General features: G+C 71.8%; 11 protein-coding genes and 1 pseudogene. 9 read left to right on the forward strand and 3 right to left on the reverse strand.

The features are described from left to right. Positions 1 to 32: 32 nt before the first annotated feature. Positions 33 to 1,553, reverse strand: a complete 1,521-nt coding sequence (locus tag ABTZ99_RS42435) for an amino acid permease (protein ID WP_498786759.1) — start codon at positions 1,551 to 1,553, stop codon at positions 33 to 35. Positions 1,554 to 1,669: 116 nt separating this feature from the next. On the opposite strand from ABTZ99_RS42435, the gene ABTZ99_RS42440 reads away from it, so the two are divergent. Continuing rightward, complete coding sequence (locus tag ABTZ99_RS42440; protein ID WP_499618737.1) at positions 1,670 to 2,938, forward strand: glutamate mutase L; 1,269 nt, start codon at positions 1,670 to 1,672, stop codon at positions 2,936 to 2,938. Here ABTZ99_RS42440 and ABTZ99_RS42445 read toward each other — a convergent pair. Next, a complete protein-coding gene (locus ABTZ99_RS42445; protein WP_499618739.1) occupies positions 2,910 to 5,366 on the reverse strand; it encodes a hypothetical protein in 2,457 nt (818 codons plus the stop codon). The two genes, ABTZ99_RS42440 and ABTZ99_RS42445, sit on opposite strands and share 29 nt — an antisense overlap. Before the next feature lie 86 nt (positions 5,367 to 5,452). On the opposite strand from ABTZ99_RS42445, the gene ahcY reads away from it, so the two are divergent. After that, a complete protein-coding gene (gene ahcY / locus ABTZ99_RS42450; protein ID WP_498786762.1) occupies positions 5,453 to 6,916 on the forward strand; it encodes an adenosylhomocysteinase in 1,464 nt (487 codons plus the stop codon). Positions 6,917 to 6,964: 48 nt separating this feature from the next. Here ahcY and ABTZ99_RS42455 read toward each other — a convergent pair whose 3' ends face one another. Further along, positions 6,965 to 7,924, reverse strand: coding sequence for a hypothetical protein (locus ABTZ99_RS42455; RefSeq protein WP_499618742.1), 960 nt, complete (start codon positions 7,922 to 7,924; stop codon positions 6,965 to 6,967). Positions 7,925 to 8,064: 140 nt separating this feature from the next. On the opposite strand from ABTZ99_RS42455, the gene ABTZ99_RS42460 reads away from it, so the two are divergent. The 7 genes and pseudogenes from ABTZ99_RS42460 to secA form a co-directional block, all read left to right on the forward strand. Beyond that, a complete protein-coding gene (locus ABTZ99_RS42460) occupies positions 8,065 to 8,706 on the forward strand; it encodes a dTMP kinase (protein ID WP_498786764.1) in 642 nt (213 codons plus the stop codon). Between the two features lie 186 nt (positions 8,707 to 8,892). After that, positions 8,893 to 9,570 (forward strand): MtrAB system response regulator MtrA, encoded by a 678-nt coding sequence (mtrA, locus tag ABTZ99_RS42465; RefSeq protein WP_015104936.1) that lies wholly within the window; start codon positions 8,893 to 8,895, stop codon positions 9,568 to 9,570. A gap of 16 nt (positions 9,571 to 9,586) precedes the next feature. After that, a complete protein-coding gene (gene mtrB, locus ABTZ99_RS42470; RefSeq protein WP_499618745.1) occupies positions 9,587 to 11,320 on the forward strand; it encodes an MtrAB system histidine kinase MtrB in 1,734 nt (577 codons plus the stop codon). Beyond that, positions 11,317 to 13,047, forward strand: a complete 1,731-nt coding sequence (locus ABTZ99_RS42475) for an LpqB family beta-propeller domain-containing protein (RefSeq protein ID WP_498786766.1) — start codon at positions 11,317 to 11,319, stop codon at positions 13,045 to 13,047. Before mtrB ends, ABTZ99_RS42475 begins: the two co-directional genes overlap by 4 nt. 153 nt (positions 13,048 to 13,200) lie before the next feature. Continuing rightward, a complete protein-coding gene (locus ABTZ99_RS42480; RefSeq protein ID WP_499618747.1) occupies positions 13,201 to 13,821 on the forward strand; it encodes a ComF family protein in 621 nt (206 codons plus the stop codon). A 432-nt stretch (positions 13,822 to 14,253) separates the two neighbouring features. Then, positions 14,254 to 14,946, forward strand: a complete 693-nt coding sequence (hpf, locus tag ABTZ99_RS42485) for a ribosome hibernation-promoting factor, HPF/YfiA family (RefSeq protein ID WP_499618749.1) — start codon at positions 14,254 to 14,256, stop codon at positions 14,944 to 14,946. Between the two features lie 526 nt (positions 14,947 to 15,472). Then, a pseudogene (gene secA / locus ABTZ99_RS42490) lies at positions 15,473 to 17,969 on the forward strand (preprotein translocase subunit SecA); the annotation flags it as partial. Between the last annotated feature and the right edge of the window lie 470 nt (positions 17,970 to 18,439).

The raw sequence follows: 18,439 nt of genomic DNA on the forward strand, positions 1-18,439 counted from the left end.
GTCCCGGCGAACGGGACCAAGCCGCTCCGGCGTCACGGGATCTCGTCGTGCTTCACCACGGGCACGGCGGTGGCGCCCCGGCGGTGCAGCACCGAATGCCGCCGGCTGTACGCGAAGTACACGACGACGCCCAGCGCCATCCACACCAGGAACCGCACCCACGTCAACGCGGTCAGGTTCAGCATCAGCCACAGGCACGCCAGGATCGCCAGCACCGGCACGAGCGGCACCAGCGGCACGCGGAAGCCGCGCGGCAGGTCCGGCCGGGTCTTGCGCAGCACCAGGACGCCCGCCGAGACCAGGATGAACGCGAACAACGTGCCCACGTTCACCATCTCCTCCAGCCTGCCCGCCGGGAAGAAGCCCGCCGCGACGGCGACCAGCACACCGATGATCACGGTGATCCGGAACGGCGTGCCGTGCTTGCCCGTGCGCGCCAGGCCGCGCGGCAGCAGGCCGTCACGCGACATCGCGAACAGCACCCGCGACTGGCCGAGCATCAGCACCATCACCACCGTGGTCAGACCGGCGAGCGCGCCCACCGAGATCACCGTGGCCGCCCAGTCGACGCCGTTGGCCGAGAACGCCGTCGCCAACGTCGCCCGCGTGCCGTCGGGCTGGGTCTTGAGCTGGTCGTACGGCAGCATCCCGGTGATCACCAGCGACACCGCCACGTACAGCACGGTCACGATCGCCAGCGACCCGAGGATGCCGCGCGGCACGGCGCGCTGCGGGTCGCGGGTCTCCTCGGCGGTCGTCGCGACCACGTCGAAGCCGATGAACGCGAAGAACACCAGCGACGCGGCGGCCAACAGCCCCAGCACGCCGTACGTGCTGCCCTCGAAGCCCGTGACCAGCGAGAACAGCGACTGCTCCAAACCGGACCCGGCGGCGCCGCCGGACTCGGCGGGCGGGATGTACGGGGTGTAGTTCTCCGCCTTGACGTACCCGATGCCGAGCACGACCACGAGCAGCACGACGGCCACCTTCACCGCCGTGATCACCGCGCTCACCCGCGACGACAGCTTCGTGCCGATCACCAGCAGCGTCGTCAGCACGGCGATGAGCAGCAAGGAGCCCCAGTCGACGTCGACCCCGCCGACCGACGCGGTGGTCTTCACCGCCACGCCGAACTGCCCCAGCACCGTCTGCAGGTACAGCGACCAGCCCTTGGCCACCGCCGCCGCGCCGACCGCGAACTCCAGCACCAGGTCCCAACCGATGATCCACGCCATGAACTCGCCGAACGTCGCGTACGAGAACGTGTACGCGCTGCCGGCCACCGGCACGGTCGAGGCGAACTCCGCGTAGCACAACGCGGCCAGCGCGCAGGCCACCGCCGCGAGCACGAACGCCAACGACACCGACGGCCCCGCGAGGTTGCCCGCGGTGGACGCGGTGAGCGTGAAGATGCCCGCGCCGATCACGACCGCGACGCCGAAGACCGTCAGGTCCCACGCGGTGAGGTCCTTGCGGAGTCTGGTGTCCGGCTCGTCGGTGTCCGCGATCGACTGCTCTACCGACTTCGTGCGCCACAGCCCGTTGCCCGGCACGGTGGTCCTCCTGTGCTCGATCGCCTGCTCCGACGCGTCCCCGCGCCCTGGTCGGTGTTGGTGCTTTCAGCCTAAAGGTGGGTACCGACAAATGGCGGCACCGGTAGTTTTCGCGCATGACAGTGCTCTGCCTGGACGTCGGCTCGACGTGGACCAAGGGCGCCCTCGTGTCGCACGCCGGCGAGTTGCTCGGCACCGCACAGCACCCGACTACCCCGCCGGAGGTGCTTCAAGGCATCGACGCCGTCACACGTGCCCTGGGCCCCGCCGAGCACACCCTCGCCTGCTCCTCGGCGGGCGGCGGGCTGCGGCTCGCGGTCGTCGGGCAGGAACGGCTGGTCAGCGCCGAGGCCGGGTACCGGGTGGCGTTGTCGGCGGGCGCGAAGGTCGTGCACGTCTCGGCCGGCCCGCTCGACGGCGCTGGCGTGCGGGCGTTGCGCGCGGCCCGGCCGGACCTGGTCCTCCTGGTCGGCGGCACGGACGGCGGCGACGAGTCGGTGCTCCTGCACAACGCGGCCAGGCTGGGCCGGCTCGCGTGCCCGATCGTGCTCGCCGGCAACGTCGAGGCCCAGCCGGCGGCGGCCGACCTGCTCGCCGCGCGGACCGTCGTGCGGACCGCGAACGTGCTGCCGGACGTGGGCGAGCTCGCGCCGGGGCCGGCCCGCGCGGCGATCCGCGAGGTGTTCCTCCGGCACGTGATCGGCGGCAAGGGCCTGTCCCGGGGCCGGAGGTTCCGCGGGCTCGTGCTCGCCGTGACCCCGGACGCCGTGCTGAGCGGCGTGTCCCGGCTGGCCATGCAGGACCACGAGGGCGCGGTGCTCGTGGTGGACGTCGGCGGCGCCACCACGGACGTCTACTCCGCGGTGTCCACTGTGGAAGGTCCGGAGCGGACGGTGGCGCTGCCGCCCGACCGCCGCACCGTCGAGGGCGACCTCGGCCTGCGCTGGTCCGCACCCGGCGTGGTGGCCGAGGCGCTCGCGGAGAAGCTGATCGACAAGGACGAAGCCCTCGTGCTGGGGCGGGAAGCCGCCGCCCGGGCCGCCGACGTGAGCTGGCTGCCCGACGACCCGACCGCGGACCACCGGCTGGCCGCGCTCGCCGCCGTGCTGGCCGTCCGCCGCCACCTCAGGCTCGTCGACGGCCAACTCGGACCGCAGGGCGCGGGCTTGCTGGTGCTCTCCGGCGGCGTCTTCCGGCACGCCGAGTCGACCGCCGACGTCGAACGCGTGCTGCGCGCCGACCCCGTCCTGCGCCCGATCCTGCGCACGGCGGCGATCGCGGTCGACCGCGACTACGTGCTGGCCCCGGCGGGCCTGCTCGCCGAGACCGGCCGCACCGCGGCGGCCGACCGGCTGCTCACGTCGGTTCGGTCAACGGCGAGCTGATCGGCGCCCGCCGCGCGGTCGGCAGCACGGGAGGCGACGGCGGGTCCGTCGTCTCCAGGCCCGCCGCGATGGCGATCGCCCGGTCCCACTCGGGGTCAGAGGTGTAGTCGGCGTGCCGGTTCACGCCCGCCGCCCACCGGCGACCGGGGAACGGACCGCGCTGCGGGTCCGGCAGCCAGTGGTCGCCGCCGAGCACCAGCGCGCCCGTCGGACCGCGCAACGCCGGCGGCAACGCGCCCGACGTGCCGTCCGGCCGGAACCCCGCGCCGAGCAGCATCCCGTCGAACACCTGCCGGTCCCACGTCATCACCGCGCCGCCCAACGCGTCCGTGCCGCGGCACAGCGCGCGCCACCGCCCGGCCAGCCCGCCCGCCAGCGTCTCCAGCGAGCTGTGCGGCACCACCGCCGGGAACGCCCTCGGGTAGGCCCACTGCAACTGCGAGCCCGCCGTGACCAAGCCCACCCGTTCCGCCTCGGCCGGCGGCAGTTCCTCCAGCAGCCGTGCCGCCGCGACCGCCGCGAGCAGGCTGCCCTGGCTGTGCCCGGCCAGCACCACCCGCGTGCCGGGGTCGGCCAGGTGCTCCCGCACCCGCGCCACCAGCTCCGGCACCACCTTCAACGCGTAGCACGGCGGCACCACGGGGTGCGCCTCGCGCGGCCAGAACGCCGCCAGGTCCGCCAGCACCCCGACCTGCCGGGCCTTGTCCGGCCGCCGTGCCGCCAGGTACACGGCCCGGAGCAGCGACAACGCCAGCACGGCCAGCACGACCACGCCGAGCGCGACGACCGGCCGCGCCCACGTGGGCGGGTCGACCTCCCGCAGCCGCAGGAACGCCGCCGGCACCGCGCCGACCGCCAGCACCGTCGACATGATCAGCACCACGTGGTGGCTGTGCCGCCGCTGCCACCGCGCCCACCACCACGCCCGCGCAGCGCGCCTCGCGTCCCGTGCGCGCCCCGAGTGCAACAAGGACGCCTCACGCGCCCACTCCTTGACCCGGCTCTCGTCGCCACCGTGGGGAATCCGCCGGAGGGAGCTCCACCGCATCATCCCGGTGGCCGCCGCCATCGCCACCCCGGCCAGGAACGCCAGCACCCCGGCCACGCCCCACAGCAGCGCGATGTAGTCGTACCCGCGCGGCAGGTCGCCGTACCCGAGCACCCGCCGCGCGGTCAGCGCCACCCCCGCGCCGAACCCGCCGCCGAGCAGCGCGGCCACCGCCACCACCGGCGCGGCCATCCACCCGCCCGCCCACGGCCGCAGCTCGCGCGGTTGCGCCGACCACGTGCGCCGGGCCAGCAACGCGGCGGGCACCAGCAGCACGGCGATCAGCACGCACACCAGCGCCACCATCGCCGCGACCATCTGCACGGCCAGGTCCGCGCCGGGCAGCCGCACCGGCAGCCGGTCCAGCAGCACCACCGCGACCGGCAACGACAGCCACGCCACGGCCTGCAGCACGCGCCGCGGCCGGCGCCCCAGCGCCGCCCGCAGCCACCGGCCGCCCCGGTGCGGCGCGCCGCCGGTCGGGTCGTCCAGCAGCATCGCGCCCAGCGCCGCCACCCCCACCAGCGCCACCCCGAGCACCCAGCACACGGTGATCGCGACGCCGTGGCCGCCGGGCGCGAGCAGGGGACCGGCCGGACCGCCCAACGCGATCACCACGGCCGTGCCCAGGCCCGCGACCACGTGCAGCACCCGCAACGCGGGCGTGTCGGGGTCGGTGGCCACGTGCGCGCCGGGCAGCCCGGACCGCACGCCCTCGGCCGCCGGCACCTCCTTGCGCTCGATCCGCCAGTCCACGCTCGACATCCGGTGCAGCACCAGCACGGCCAGCGCGATCGGCGCCAGGCCCACGACCGCGCGCACCCACGGCGTCGTGCTCAGCCACGACGGGCCCCACAGGCACGTGGCGCCCGGCGCGAGGCACTGCGCGGCCACCAGGTCGAGGCTGATCACCTCCAGCTGGGCGACCAGCAGCACGGTCAGCAGCAGCGCGGCCAACCGGAGCAACGCGCGCAGCGCCACGCCCAGCAGGTGAGCGGGCACGGAACCGGTCGGCGTCGGCGGCAGCATCCAGTGCGCCACGTTCGCCAGCGAGAACGGGAACAGCAGCGCCCACGTCGCCTTGGCCCAGCCACCCGAGGTCATCGCGCCCCAGACGTAGCCCTCGACCACCCGGGTGACCGGGCGCCCGGCGGCCTGCAACACCGGGCCGGGCGCCGGTCTGCGCAGCCGGTCGGCCGGGCGGACGATGCGGCCGAGCCCGTCGCCCGCCACGTCCACCGCCGCCACCGCGTCGACCAGCGACTGCGGCGTGGTGCCCTGGACACCGTGCACCCGCAGTTCGACCACCCGCGTGTCGGGGCCGGGAATCAGCACAGATCCTCCCGCGAACATCACCTGAGCTTCGCCATACTGGTCCATGGGGGCGCAGATGCCGCCGACCGCCGTGGCCCGGCGTGGCGGGCGGTAGGGTCGGCTCGTCCTACCCGAAGATGGAGGAACCCGCGATGACCGCCGAGAGGCTCCAGACCCGCAACGGCATCGACTTCGCCGTGGCGGACCTCTCCCTGGCCGAGTTCGGCCGCAAAGAGATCCGGCTGGCCGAGCACGAGATGCCCGGCCTGATGGCGTTGCGCCGCGAGTACTCGGAGGTCTACCCGCTCAAGGGCGCGCGGATCTCCGGCTCACTGCACATGACCGTGCAGACCGCCGTCCTGATCGAGACCCTGGTCGCCCTGGGCGCCGAGGTGCGCTGGGCGTCGTGCAACATCTTCTCCACGCAGGACCACGCCGCCGCCGCGGTCGTGGTCGGCCCCCACGGCACCGAGGAGGAGCCCAAGGGCATCCCGTGCTTCGCCTGGAAGGGCGAGACGCTGGAGGAGTACTGGTGGACCGCCGAGTCCATGCTGACCTGGCCGGACGGCGGCGGCCCGAACATGATCCTGGACGACGGCGGCGACGCCACGATGCTCGTCCACAAGGGCCTGCAGTACGAGAAGGCCGGCGTCGTGCCGCAGCCCGAGGCGGACGACCCGGAGGAGTGGAAGATCTTCCTGGGCACGCTGCGCGCCTCGTTGGCGGCCGACAGCGGCAAGTGGACCAAGATCGCCGAGGGCATCCGCGGCGTCACCGAGGAGACCACCACCGGCGTCATGCGGCTGTACCAGCTGGCCGCCGCCGGTGAGCTGCTGTTCCCGGCGATCAACGTCAACGACGCGGTGACCAAGTCGAAGTTCGACAACCGGTACGGCATCCGGCACTCGCTGATCGACGGCATCAACCGCGGCACCGACGTCCTCATGGGCGGCAAGGTGGCCGTGGTCTGCGGTTACGGTGACGTCGGCAAGGGCGCGGCGGACTCGCTGCGCGGCCAGGGCGCCCGCATCATCGTGACCGAGATCGACCCGATCTGCGCGTTGCAGGCGGCGATGGACGGCTACGAGGTCGCGACGCTGGAGGACGTGATCGGCCGCGCCGACATCGTCATCACCACGACCGGCAACAAGGACGTCGTGCGCATCGAGCACATGGCGGCCATGAAGCACCAGGCGATCGTGGGCAACATCGGCCACTTCGACAACGAGATCGACATGGCCGGCCTCGCCCGCTTCCCCGGCATCCGGCGGATCAACATCAAGCCGCAGGTCGACGAGTGGGTGTTCCCGGACGGCCACTCGATCCTGGTGCTGTCGGAGGGCCGCCTGCTCAACCTGGGCAACGCCACCGGCCACCCCAGCTTCGTGATGTCGAACTCGTTCTCCAACCAGGTGATCGCGCAGGTCGAGCTGTTCACCAAGCACCAGGAGTACGACAAGGAGGTGTACCGCCTGCCGAAGGTGCTGGACGAGAAGGTCGCCCGCATCCACCTCGAGGCGCTCGGTGGCAAGCTCACCAAGCTGACCAAGGACCAGGCGGAGTACATCGACGTCGACGTCGAGGGCCCCTACAAGCCCGAGCACTACCGGTATTGAGCCGGCGGATCGTGGGAACGGCCGGGGCGAGCGTCGCCCCGGCCGTTCTCAGGTCCACTCGACGCTGATCCCGGCCACGCCGGGGCCCACGTCCTCGAAGTACGCGCTGGCGAAGCCGCCCAGCCCGCACACCAGCTCCTCCAGGTCCACCGGCACGGCGTCGGCGTCGACCCGGAACTGCTTGGTGCACCGCGCCGGCAGGGCGCGCCGGTTGAACGCCAGTTGCAGCAGGTACCCGCGGCACGGTTCGCGGAACGCCCGCCGGTGGCCGGGTGTCGGCCCGCCCGTGTCGTCCACCACCGTGAAGCTGAACACGTGCTCCTCGCCCTCGGCGAGCCTGCGGTCGAACAGCAGTTCGAACGCCAGTCCGCGCGTGGCCAGCTGCCGGCGCAGCCGACCGAGCCGGCACCCCTCGCCGGGCCGCACGAGCGCGTTGTCGATCAGGCACCCCTCGTCGCCCTGGTGCACGGCCAGGTACCGGTCGGGCCCGGCCTTCGCCGCGCGCACCACCAGCCGGGTGCTGATCGACCGCTGCTCCCGCTCCGGCCCGATCAGCACGGTGTCGTGCACGGACAGCACCTCGATGTCGGTGTTCGCCCCGACGTCGCTGACCGCCTCGAACTCCGACAGCACCGGCACCGGCGACACCCAGCCGCTGGGACGGGTCAGCCGGGGCTGCGGCCGGTTGCCGACGAGCGCCACCAAGGACTCCGGCGGCAGCTTCAGGACGGTCTCCAGCGCGCGCACGGTGGCGATGGCGCGTGGCACCTCGGGGTGCCGCAGCCCGCGCTGCCAGTAGCTGAGCGTCGACTGTCCGACCTGGACGCCGAGCTGCTCCAGGTGCGCCCGCAGGCGGGCCAGGGACAGGCCGCGGTGCGCGATGGCGTCGTGCAGCGCGCGGTGGAACGGGCCGTACCGCAGGGTTTCGGCGAGGCCGCCGGGCAGGCTCCCGGGCGGGTGGGCGGTCTGCTGCTCAACCGGTCTGGCGTGCCCGGAATCCGCGGTCACCGCGGCACCACCCTTTCGCGCAACCGGAAATGGGCTTCACCGTAGTCACTCAATCTGGTGACGCAAAGGATCTCCGATCACCCGACTGGGCGATGTCATGCGGCCGATCGTGAGCGGACGGTGCCCCTTAGGGTGTTCTCGTGGGCAAACTCGTCGTGATCGAGGGCTTGGACGGCGCCGGCAAGCGCACCCTGGCCAAGGCGTTGACCGACGCGCTGGACGCGCGTGGCGCGAAGGTCGCCACGGGCGCCTTCCCGCGTTACGACGAGGACGTGCACGCCGATCTGGTGCGCGACGCGTTGCACGGCAGGCTGGGCGACCTCACGGATTCGGTGTACGGCATGTCGGTCCTCTACGCGCTGGACCGGCGCGGGGCGGCCGACCGGATCCGGGCCGACCTCGACCAGTACGACGTCGTGCTGCTCGACCGGTACGTGGCGTCCAACGCGGCCTACGGCGCGGCCCGGCTGCACCAGGGCGCGGACGGGGAGTTCGTCGAGTGGCTCCGGTCGCTGGAGGTGGATCGCTTCGGGTTGCCGATCCCGGATCTGCACCTGCTCTTGCGCGTGCCGGCGGGCGTCGCGGCGGACCGCGCGGCCAACCGCGAGGTGGAAGAGGCCCGGGGGCGGGACCTGTACGAATCGGACGGTGGGCTGCAAGCGCGCTGCGCCGCCGTGTACGACGGGTTGGCCGCGGCCGCGTGGCTGTCGCCGTGGGAAGTGCTGGACGGCACCGTTGACCTGCGCGTCGAGGAGATCCTCGATCGGTGGTTCACCCATTAGTGTTACAAAGTAACAAAACGTCACCACTCCGCCGATGAGTCGCAGAGGATTCGCGTTTCGGCGGGACGAGGTGGGCACGTGGATCGGCGGCAGAGACTGGCTACGGAGTGGACGCGCACGACGACCAGCAGCGATGACCGCTGGGCGGTGCGTGGACTCCCGGCCACTAGTGGGACGATGTTGAGTATGAAGGCACGCGTGCTCGTCGTGGACGACGACCCCGCTCTGGCGGAGATGCTGACCATCGTGCTGCGGGGCGAGGGCTTCGACACCGCTGTGGTGGCCGACGGCGCCCGCGCGCTGCCCGCGCTGCGCGAGCTGAAGCCCGACCTGGTCCTGCTGGACCTGATGCTGCCCGGCATGAACGGCATCGACGTCTGCAAGGCGATCAGGTCCGAGTCGGGCGTACCGATCGTGATGCTGACCGCGAAGAGTGACACGGTGGACGTGGTGCTCGGCCTGGAGTCGGGCGCGGACGACTACGTGGTCAAGCCGTTCAAGCCGAAGGAGCTGGTGGCGCGCATCCGCGCCCGCCTGCGCCGCACCGAGGCGGAGCCCGCCGAGGTGCTCCAGATCGGCGACCTGACCATCGACGTGCCCGGCCACGAGGTGCTGCGCGAGGGCAAGCCGATCCAGCTCACGCCGCTGGAGTTCGACCTGCTCGTGGCGCTGGCCCGCAAGCCGCGCCAGGTGTTCACCCGCGAGGTGCTGCTGGAGCAGGTGTGGGGCTACCGGCACGCCGCGGACACCCGGCTGGTGAACGTCCACGTGCAGCGGCTGCGCTCCAAGGTCGAGCGCGACCCGGAGCACCCCGAGGTGGTGCTGACCGTGCGCGGTGTCGGGTACAAGGCCGGACCTCCGTGATCGGAAAGCGCTGGAGATGACCGAGCGTTGGTTCGACCCCGTGGTGCGCGAGGTGCGCCGCGGGGTCGAACGCGCTCGCAGGCAGGCGATCACGTTCGGCGAGCTGTGGCGGCGCTCGTTGCAGCTGCGGGTCGTGGTGAGCACGCTCGCGCTGTCGTCGGCCGTGGTGTTCGTGCTGGGCATGGTGCTCCAGGTGCAGATCACCGGCCAGCTGCTGGAGACCAAGATCGAGGCGGCGGTCCGGCAGGCCGAGGCGAGCGCGGCGGCGATCCAGCCCGACCTGGCGGGCCTCAACCCCGGCCCCGACAGCGTGAAGACCCGGTTCACCACCGCCCTGAACAAGATCAACACTTCCGGGGTCGACCTCGACCCGACCAGTTCCGGCGCGGGCGCGTTCGAGCCGGTGCTCCGCGACCCCGTCGGCACCGGCTCCGACGGCCTGCCGGTCGCCGTCGGCCAGTACGAGGACGTGCCGGACGGGCTGTTCAAGATGCTCGAACGGGGCAGCGCCGGCTACCAGATCACCACCGTGGAGCGGGAGACCGGACCCACCACGCTGCTGGTCGTCGGCAAACCGGTGAACAGCTCCGCCCGCGCCATGCACCTGTACCTGCTGTTCCCGCTGACCAGCGAACAGGCCACCGCGGACGTCGTGCAGAGCACGCTCGTGGTCGGCGGCGTGGTGCTGCTCCTGCTGCTCGCGCTCATCGCGAACCTGGTCACGCGGCAGGTGGTCCGACCCGTGCGGCAGGCCGCCGAGATCGCCGAGCGGTTCGCCGACGGCAGCCTCGACCAGCGGATGCCCGTGGTCGGCGAGGACGACGTGGCGCGGCTGGCCGAGTCGTACAACGAGATGGCCGCCAGCATCCAGCGCCAGATCCACCAGCTGGAGGAGTTCGGCCAGCTGCAACGCCGGTTCACCTCCGACGTCTCCCACGAGCTGCGCACGCCGTTGACCACCGTGCGGATGGCCGCGGACGTGCTGCACGCCTCGCGCGAGCAGTTCCCCGGCGGCCTGGCCCGGTCGACCGAGCTGCTGGTCGACGAGCTGGACCGGTTCGAGTCGCTGCTCGGCGACCTGCTGGAGATCAGCAGGCTCGACGCGGGCGTCGAGGAGCTGGCCGCCGAGCTGGTCGACATCCGGGTGCTGGCCAGGCGCGCCCACGACGCCGTGCGCGCCATCGCCAACAGCAGCGGCACCACGATCGTGATGGACCTGCCCGACCACGAGGTCACCGCCGAGCTGGACTCCCGCCGGGTCGAGCGGATCCTGCGCAACCTGCTGGCCAACGCCATCGACCACGGCGAGGGCCTGCCGGTCGAGCTGACGCTGCGCGGCGACGGCGAGGCGGTCGCGGTGACCGTCCGGGACCACGGCGTCGGCCTGCGCCCCGGCGAGGCCGACCTGGTGTTCAACCGGTTCTGGCGCGCCGACCCGTCCCGCAACCGCCGCACCGGCGGCACCGGCCTCGGCCTGTCGATCAGCCTGGAGGACGCGCGGCTGCACGGCGGTCGGCTGGAGGCGTGGGGCGAACGCGGCCACGGCGCGGTGTTCCGGCTCACCATCCCGTGCCGGCTGGGCCACGAGCTGACGTCCAGCCCGCTGCCGCTCGAACCGCCCGACCTGCCGCCCGTGGTCGAGCCGGAGCCGGGCGAGCCCGAGCCGGTGGAGGAGGTCGAGCTGACCGAGGAGGAGATCACGTGGCAGCCCGCGCAACCGGTCACCGGCGAACGCGAGGAGGTCCGGTGAGGATCCTCGCGGTGCTCCTGGCCGTGCTCGTGGCCGCCGGCTGCGCCGCGATCCCCACCGAGACGTCCCCGATCGCGGTGAACCCGTCGGCGGGCAACGCCACCCAGGCCGCCGCGCCCGAGCCGGTCGAGGACATCGACCCGTTGACGCTGGTCCGCGAGTTCGTCAACGCCTCGGCCAACCCCGAGGGCGACTACGCGGCGGCCAAGGCGTACCTGACCGAGGACGCGAAGAAGGCGTGGAACACCAAGGGCACGCCGACGATCATCGACACCACGTTCAACACCGTGCCGACGCCGGGCGTGACGGCGGACGACAAGAACCGCACCGTGCTGCTGCAAGGGCGCAACGTCGGCCGGTTGCAGCTGGAGGACAACTCGTTCATCCAGCTCATCGGCCCCCTCGACACCCCGATCGGCATCGAGCGCGACGCCGAGGACCAGTGGCGCATCTCCGCGCCCCCCGACGGCGTCTACGTGCCGCTGGGCGGGTTCCAGCAGAACTACCGCCGGGTCACGCTGTTCTTCTACAGCCCGGACTTCAGCGTGCTCGTGCCCGACCCGCGCTGGGTGGTCATCGCGCCGTCCACGTCGATCCCGAGCCGGGTGACGAGCCTGCTGCTCAAGGGGCCCGCGGTGGGTATGAGGGGCGCGCTGGTCTCGGCCATCCCGAACGGCGCCGCGCAGCGCAAGAACACCTCCGAGGCCGACGACGGCGCGCTGGAGGTCGACCTGACCAAGGTCGGCGACATCACGGTGCAGACCGGCAAGCAGATCATCGCCCAGGTGGTGAGGTCGCTCGCGGGCGTGTCCAGCAGCCGGATCCGGGTCCTGGTCGAGGGCCAGCCGATCAGCTCCGAGCAGCTCGAGTGGCGGCCCGCCGACGTGCAGACCGGTGAGGAGCTGGCCACGCCGAACGCGGGCCTCAACGGGATGCTGGTCGGCAACGGGCGGGTCAAGCAGATCAACGGCGACGCGGTGCCCGGACCCGCCGGCTCCGGCGACTACCAGGTGCTGAGTGCGGCGCAGTCGCTGGACGGCAGCCGGCTGGCCGTGGTGAACCGGGTGGCGGGCGACGCCGTGCGGCTGCGGGTCGGGCCGGTGCAGGAGCCGTTGGCCGAGGTCGACCTGCGCGCGTCGACCATGACCAGACCGACGTGGCTGCTCAGCGGGCGCCAGGGCGAGCCGGGCATCGAGGTGTGGACGGTCGCCGACGGCGCGAACGTGGTGCGCGTGATCAAGACCGACAGCGGGTGGACGGCGAACGCGGTCAACGCCTCCGAGCTGGCCGAGCTGGGGCGCATCACCGACCTGCGGCTCTCGCGCGACGGCACGCGGGTGGCGGCCGTGGTGGACGGCAAGCTCGTGGTGGCGGCGGTGGTGCGCGGTCAGGACGCGGCGGTGTCGCTGCGGTCGCCGCGCCACCTGCAGCCGTCCCAGCTGGGCGCCAGCGCGTTGGGGCTGGACTGGCTGGCGCAGGACGTGCTGGTGGTGAGCACGTCGCTGGTCGCCTGGCCGATCGCGAAGGTGAACATCGACGGGGTGCGGGTGGAGCGGTACAACACGTCGAACCTGACCGTGCCGGTGGCGTCCGTCACCGCAGCCCCCGGTCGCAACGTGCTGGCGGTGGACCAGAGCGGGCTGTGGAGCGCGAACGACGTGGGTGACGTGTGGCGTGCGTCGACGACGAAGGTGGAGCCGGGCACCCAGGCCTTCTACCCGGGCTGAGCGGTGTTCGACGGCCGCAGCTCCGCGGGCGGCCCCTCGGCCGCCTGACGCGAGCGTCACGGTGGGCGTGGATCCATCTTCACCCGATCGAGAACGTCGCGCACCTCGGCGGAGGGGCCTGGATTGTCGGTGGTCGCCGGCACCGTGGCGACCGTGCTGATCAACCTGTTGTTCCCGCCCCGCTGTCCCGGCTGCGGTCTGTGGGGCGTGCGGCTCTGCGCCCGCTGCCTGGCCCTCTTCGGGATGCCGAAGCGCGTGCCCGGCGCCGGCCCGCCGGTGTTCGCCCTCGCCGCGTACGCGGGCGCGGCGCGTGAGCTGGTGCTCGCGTTCAAGGAGCGCGGGCGCCGTGAGCTGGCGGCCGTGTTCGGCGCCCTGGTGGCCGCCGCCGTGCCCGGGCTGCCCGGTGTCGGGCCCGCGCCGTGGCTCGTCCCGGCGCCGTCGCGCGCGTCGGCCGCCCGTGCCCGCGGCGGTTCCCACGTGCTGAGAATGGCACGTGCGTCCGGCTTTTCCACGGCGCCCGCGCTCGCGTTCACGAGAGGCGTCCGCGATTCCGTGCGGCTCGACGCGGCCTCGCGAGAGGCGAATCTCGCGGGACGCGTCCGGCTCGTCCTGGATCGCCTGCCACCACCGGGCACATCGGTCGTCCTGCTGGATGACGTCGTGACGACCGGATCGACGGCGCGCGCGTGCGTTTCGGTGTTGAAAGCGGCCGGATTGCGGGTACCCGCTGTCCTCACGCTGACCACCGCACGCGGAACCCACCCACACGGGTGAATCCAGCCGGGAACCTCCCGGGACGCTCGGCCGTTGGCCGGTTATGACGCCCGCGCAGAGGCCGTTCGACGTAACCACTCTGCCGACGGGTGCCTGTGCCGGTCTCGGCCGTTCGGGTGAGCGGTCGTCGGTGTGGCGTTGGAGCGCGCCCGCGTGGCGCGCTGCCGACAGCGGTTTTTCGTCGCTCTGCGTCACGACAAGAAAATCTTGGAGTTCCCCCGCCCCAGGGGCTGTCGCAGCGGCGAATACCGGGCTAACGTGCACCGCTATCAGCGTTCCCGGCACGCGGGGAGGAGGCGAACAGCCCATGACCCTGGCGCCGGTGGGGCGCTGAGGGGCCACCCTCAGCGACATAGTCCGCGAACATGATCGCGAATCCGGCGCCCAAGCGATCCAAAGCCATTGCTCGCAGCAAAGCGAGGGAGGTCGTGTATGGACATCGTCGTTAAGGGCCGCAACGTCGAGGTGCCCGATCACTACAGGGTTCACGTCGCCGAAAAGCTGGCCAGGCTTGAGCGTTACGACCGCAAGGTCATCCGCTTCGACGTGGAGCTTTTCCACGAGCCGAACCGCAGGCAGTCGAAGAACTGCCAGCGCGTCGAGATCACCGGCAAGGGACGCGGTCCGGTGGTTCGTTCCGAAGCATGTGCGGGCGACTTCTACGCCGCCCTGGACTCCGCGGTGAGCAAGCTCGAGAACCGGTTGCGGCGCTCGCATGACCGCAGGCGCGTGCACCACGGGCGACGTGCCCCGGCATCGGTCGCCGAGGCGACCAGCGGACTCGGGGAGTCCCTGCCGCTGCGCACCGACAGCGACGGCGGTCAGGCACAGGGCATGTGGCTCGGCCACACCGCCGTGCTGGAAGCAGCCGAACCGGAACGCGCGCGCGAGGGCATGGCGGAAGTGCCCGCGCAGCGCTGGGAAGACGGTGTCGAGGACAACCTGCCCGGCCAGATCGTGCGCGAGAAAGAGCACACGGCCAAGCCGATGACCGTCGACCAGGCCCTCTACGAGATGGAACTGGTCGGCCACGACTTCTACCTGTTCTCCGACGCCGACAGCGGCCGTCCGAGCGTCGTCTACCGCCGGAAGGGGTTCGACTACGGCGTGATCAGGTTGGCCTGAGCGCCACCTGACCACGGTCCCCTCACTCGACTTCGCGCGGCCCCCGGCGTCTTCTGCGCGCCGGGGGCCGTCGTGCGCGCCGCATTTCGGTGATCGAAACCGTGATCGTCGGAAAATGTGTCACGGACGACAGGTGTGAGTTCGCGAACCGGTCACCTCGGAGCAGGCGGGCGTCCGTCGAAGTCCGGCCGGCCCGGTGGCGTGGGATTTGTCTCTAAAGCCGGTCGATGGCCTGCTTTCGGCGCGTGAGCCCGGGGGAGACCGACCGCTTTGCGTCCGTCCGGGTGGTGGCCGAGCGGTCCTCGTCACGGAACGCGATCCAGGACGGCCCCGAGTCGGTCGGTCGGGCGCCCGCGGAGCGCCTCGCGAGGTCCTCCGAGAGGGGTTCCTACCTGTGTCTGTGCACACACCTTCACGACTTGCCTACGATGGTCGGTGGTGAAGGCTCGCCATGGCCGTGGTGAGCCCCGGTGGAAGGCGCCCGTCCCCCCGGGCGCGTCGCGATGAGGTAATGAGGTCGACCCGGATGGTGCTGTCCCGACTGCTCCGCGCTGGCGAGGGCAAGATGCTCAAGCGCCTGCGCAACATCGCAGCGCACATCAACAACCTCGAAGACGACGTCGTCGACCTCTCCGATGCGGAGCTGCGCGCGAAGACCGAGGAGTTCCGCAAGCGCTACGCCGACGGCTGGACCCTGGACGACCTGCTGCCGGAGGCCTTCGCGGTCGTCCGCGAGGGCGCCAAGCGCACCCTGGGCCAGCGTCACTTCGACGTCCAGCTCATGGGCGGCGCGGCGCTGCACCTCGGTCAGATCGCCGAGATGCGCACCGGTGAGGGCAAGACGCTGACGTCCGTGCTGCCCGCGTACCTCAACGCGATCGCGGGCGAGGGCGTGCACGTCGTCACGACCAACGACTACCTGGCCAAGCGCGACGCGGAGTGGATGGGCCGCATCCACCGCTTCCTCGGCCTGACCGTCGGCGCGATCCTGTCGGAGATGACGCCCGAGCAGCGCCGGGTCGCCTACAACGCCGACATCACCTACGGCACGAACAACGAGTTCGGCTTCGACTACCTGCGCGACAACATGGCCTGGAGCCGTGACGAGATGGTCCAGCGCGGCCACTTCTTCGCGCTGGTCGACGAGGTCGACTCGATCCTGATCGACGAGGCCCGCACGCCGCTGATCATCTCCGGCCCGGCCGACCAGTCCTCGCGCTGGTACGTCGAGTTCGCGCGGCTGGCCACCAAGATGCGCCGCGACACCCACTACGAGGTGGACGAGCGCAAGCGCACGATCGGCGTCACCGAGGCGGGCGTGCAGTACGTCGAGGACCAGCTGGGCATCGACAACCTGTACGACTCGACCAACACCCCGCTGGTCGGCTACTTCCAGAACGCGATCAAGGCCAAGGAGCTCTTCGCCAAGGACAAGGACTACATCGTCCGCAATGGCGAGGTCATGATCGTCGACGAGTTCACCGGCCGCGTGCTGTCCGGTCGCCGTTACAACGAGGGCATGCACCAGGCGATCGAGGCCAAGGAAGGCGTCGAGATCAAGGCGGAGAACCAGACGCTCGCCACGATCACCCTCCAGAACTACTTCCGCCTGTACGAGAAGCTGGGCGGCATGACCGGTACCGCCGAGACCGAGGCGGCCGAGTTCCACCAGACCTACAAGCTCGGCGTCGTGCCCATCCCGACGAACCGCCCGATGCAGCGCTCCGACCAGGCCGACCTCGTCTACAAGACCGAGGAGGCCAAGTTCGACGCGGTCGCCGACGACATCGCCGAGCGGCACGAGAAGGGCCAGCCGGTGCTGGTCGGCACGACGAGCGTCGAGCGCTCGGAGTACCTGTCGAAGCTGCTGGTCAGGCGGGGCATCCCGCACGAGGTGCTCAACGCGAAGCACCACGACCGCGAGGCGCTGATCATCGCGAAGGCGGGCCGCAAGGGCGCCGTCACGGTGGCCACCAACATGGCCGGTCGAGGCACCGACATCGTGCTGGGCGGCAACCCGGACATCATCGCCGACCACGAGCTGCGCGAGCGCGGCCTCGACCCGGTGGAGAACCCGGAGGAGTACGAGGCCGCCTGGGCGAAGCTGATCGAGGAGGTCACCGCCGAGGTCAAGGCCGAGTCCGAGGAGGTCCGCGCGGCCGGCGGCCTGTACGTGCTCGGCACCGAGCGGCACGAGTCGCGGCGCATCGACAACCAGCTGCGCGGTCGTTCCGGCCGTCAGGGCGACCCCGGCGAGTCGCGGTTCTACCTGTCGTTGAAGGACGAGCTGATGCGCCGCTTCAACGCGGCGATGGTCGAGACGGTCATGACCCGGCTGAAGGTGCCGGACGACGTGCCGATCGAGCACAAGATGGTCACCCGGGCCATCCGCAGCGCGCAGACGCAGGTCGAGCAGCAGAACTTCGAGATCCGCAAGAACGTCCTCAAGTACGACGAGGTCATGAACGAGCAGCGCAAGGTGATCTACGCCGAGCGCCGCCGCGTGCTCGACGGCGAGGACCTGCGCGAACAGGTCGAGCACATGATCACCAGTGTGGTCGGCGCGTACGTCGACGGCGCGACGGCCGACGGCTACGCCGAGGACTGGGACCTCGACCAGCTGTGGACGGCGCTCAAGACGCTGTACCCGATCACGCTCGACGCCAAGAAGGTGCTCGAGGGTGACGAGGACGTCACCCGCGAGTCGTTGAAGGCGAAGCTCCAGGCCGACGCCCTGGCGGCGTACGAGGCGCGTGAGGCGGACATCGACGGCCGGGTCGGGCCGGGCGCCATGCGTGAGCTGGAGCGCCGCGTCCTGCTCTCCGTCCTGGACCGCAAGTGGCGCGAGCACCTGTACGAGATGGACTACCTGAAGGAGGGCATCGGCCTGCGGGCGATGGCCCAGCGCGACCCGCTGATCGAGTACCAGCGGGAGGGCTTCGACATGTTCAACGGCATGCTCGAGGCGCTGAAGGAGGAGACCGTCGGCTTCCTCTTCAACCTCCAGGTCGAGGCTGCCGAGCCGGAGCCGGCCGCCGAGCCGCCGGTCCAGGTCTCCATCGCCAACGGCGGCCCGCTGGCCGGCAGCCGGGCCAGGGCCCGCGCCGCCGCCGCTGCCGCCGCCCAGCAGCAGGCGGACGCCAACCAGGCCCCCGCGGGCCCGGCCCTGGCGCAACTCCAGAGCGGCAGCGCCATCCCGCCCGCGCTGCGCGGCAAGGGCCTGGACGGCCGGGCCCAGCAGGGCCTGACCTACACGGGCCCGTCCGAGAGCGGCGACGCCGAAACGACCGGCAACCCCGCCCAGTCCGGCCCCCAGCCGGGCGGCACCCGCAAAGAACGCCGCGCCGCCGCCCGCGCCCAGGCCAAGGGCCAACGCAAGACCCCTCGCGACTAACCAACCCTGAACCACCGAAAGCGGGCCCCGACCACCACCGGCGGCCCGCTTTCGTCATTCCCGGGCCACCCACGCCCACCCCCACCCCCCCCCCCACCC

The organism is Actinosynnema sp. NPDC002837 (assembly GCF_040295345.1).
Lineage (GTDB): Bacteria > Actinomycetota > Actinomycetes > Mycobacteriales > Pseudonocardiaceae > Actinosynnema.

Bases quoted from the DNA above. Each gene is read 5' to 3' on its own strand.
- ABTZ99_RS42440 (WP_499618737.1), top strand. From the start codon at position 1,670: ATGACAGTGCTCTGCCTGGACGTCGGCTCGACGTGGACCAAGGGCGCC.
- ABTZ99_RS42445 (WP_499618739.1), bottom strand. From the start codon at position 5,366: ATGGACCAGTATGGCGAAGCTCAGGTGATGTTCGCGGGAGGATCTGTG.
- ahcY (WP_498786762.1), top strand. From the start codon at position 5,453: ATGACCGCCGAGAGGCTCCAGACCCGCAACGGCATCGACTTCGCCGTG.
- mtrA (WP_015104936.1), top strand. From the start codon at position 8,893: ATGAAGGCACGCGTGCTCGTCGTGGACGACGACCCCGCTCTGGCGGAG.
- mtrB (WP_499618745.1), top strand. From the start codon at position 9,587: ATGACCGAGCGTTGGTTCGACCCCGTGGTGCGCGAGGTGCGCCGCGGG.
- hpf (WP_499618749.1), top strand. From the start codon at position 14,254: ATGGACATCGTCGTTAAGGGCCGCAACGTCGAGGTGCCCGATCACTAC.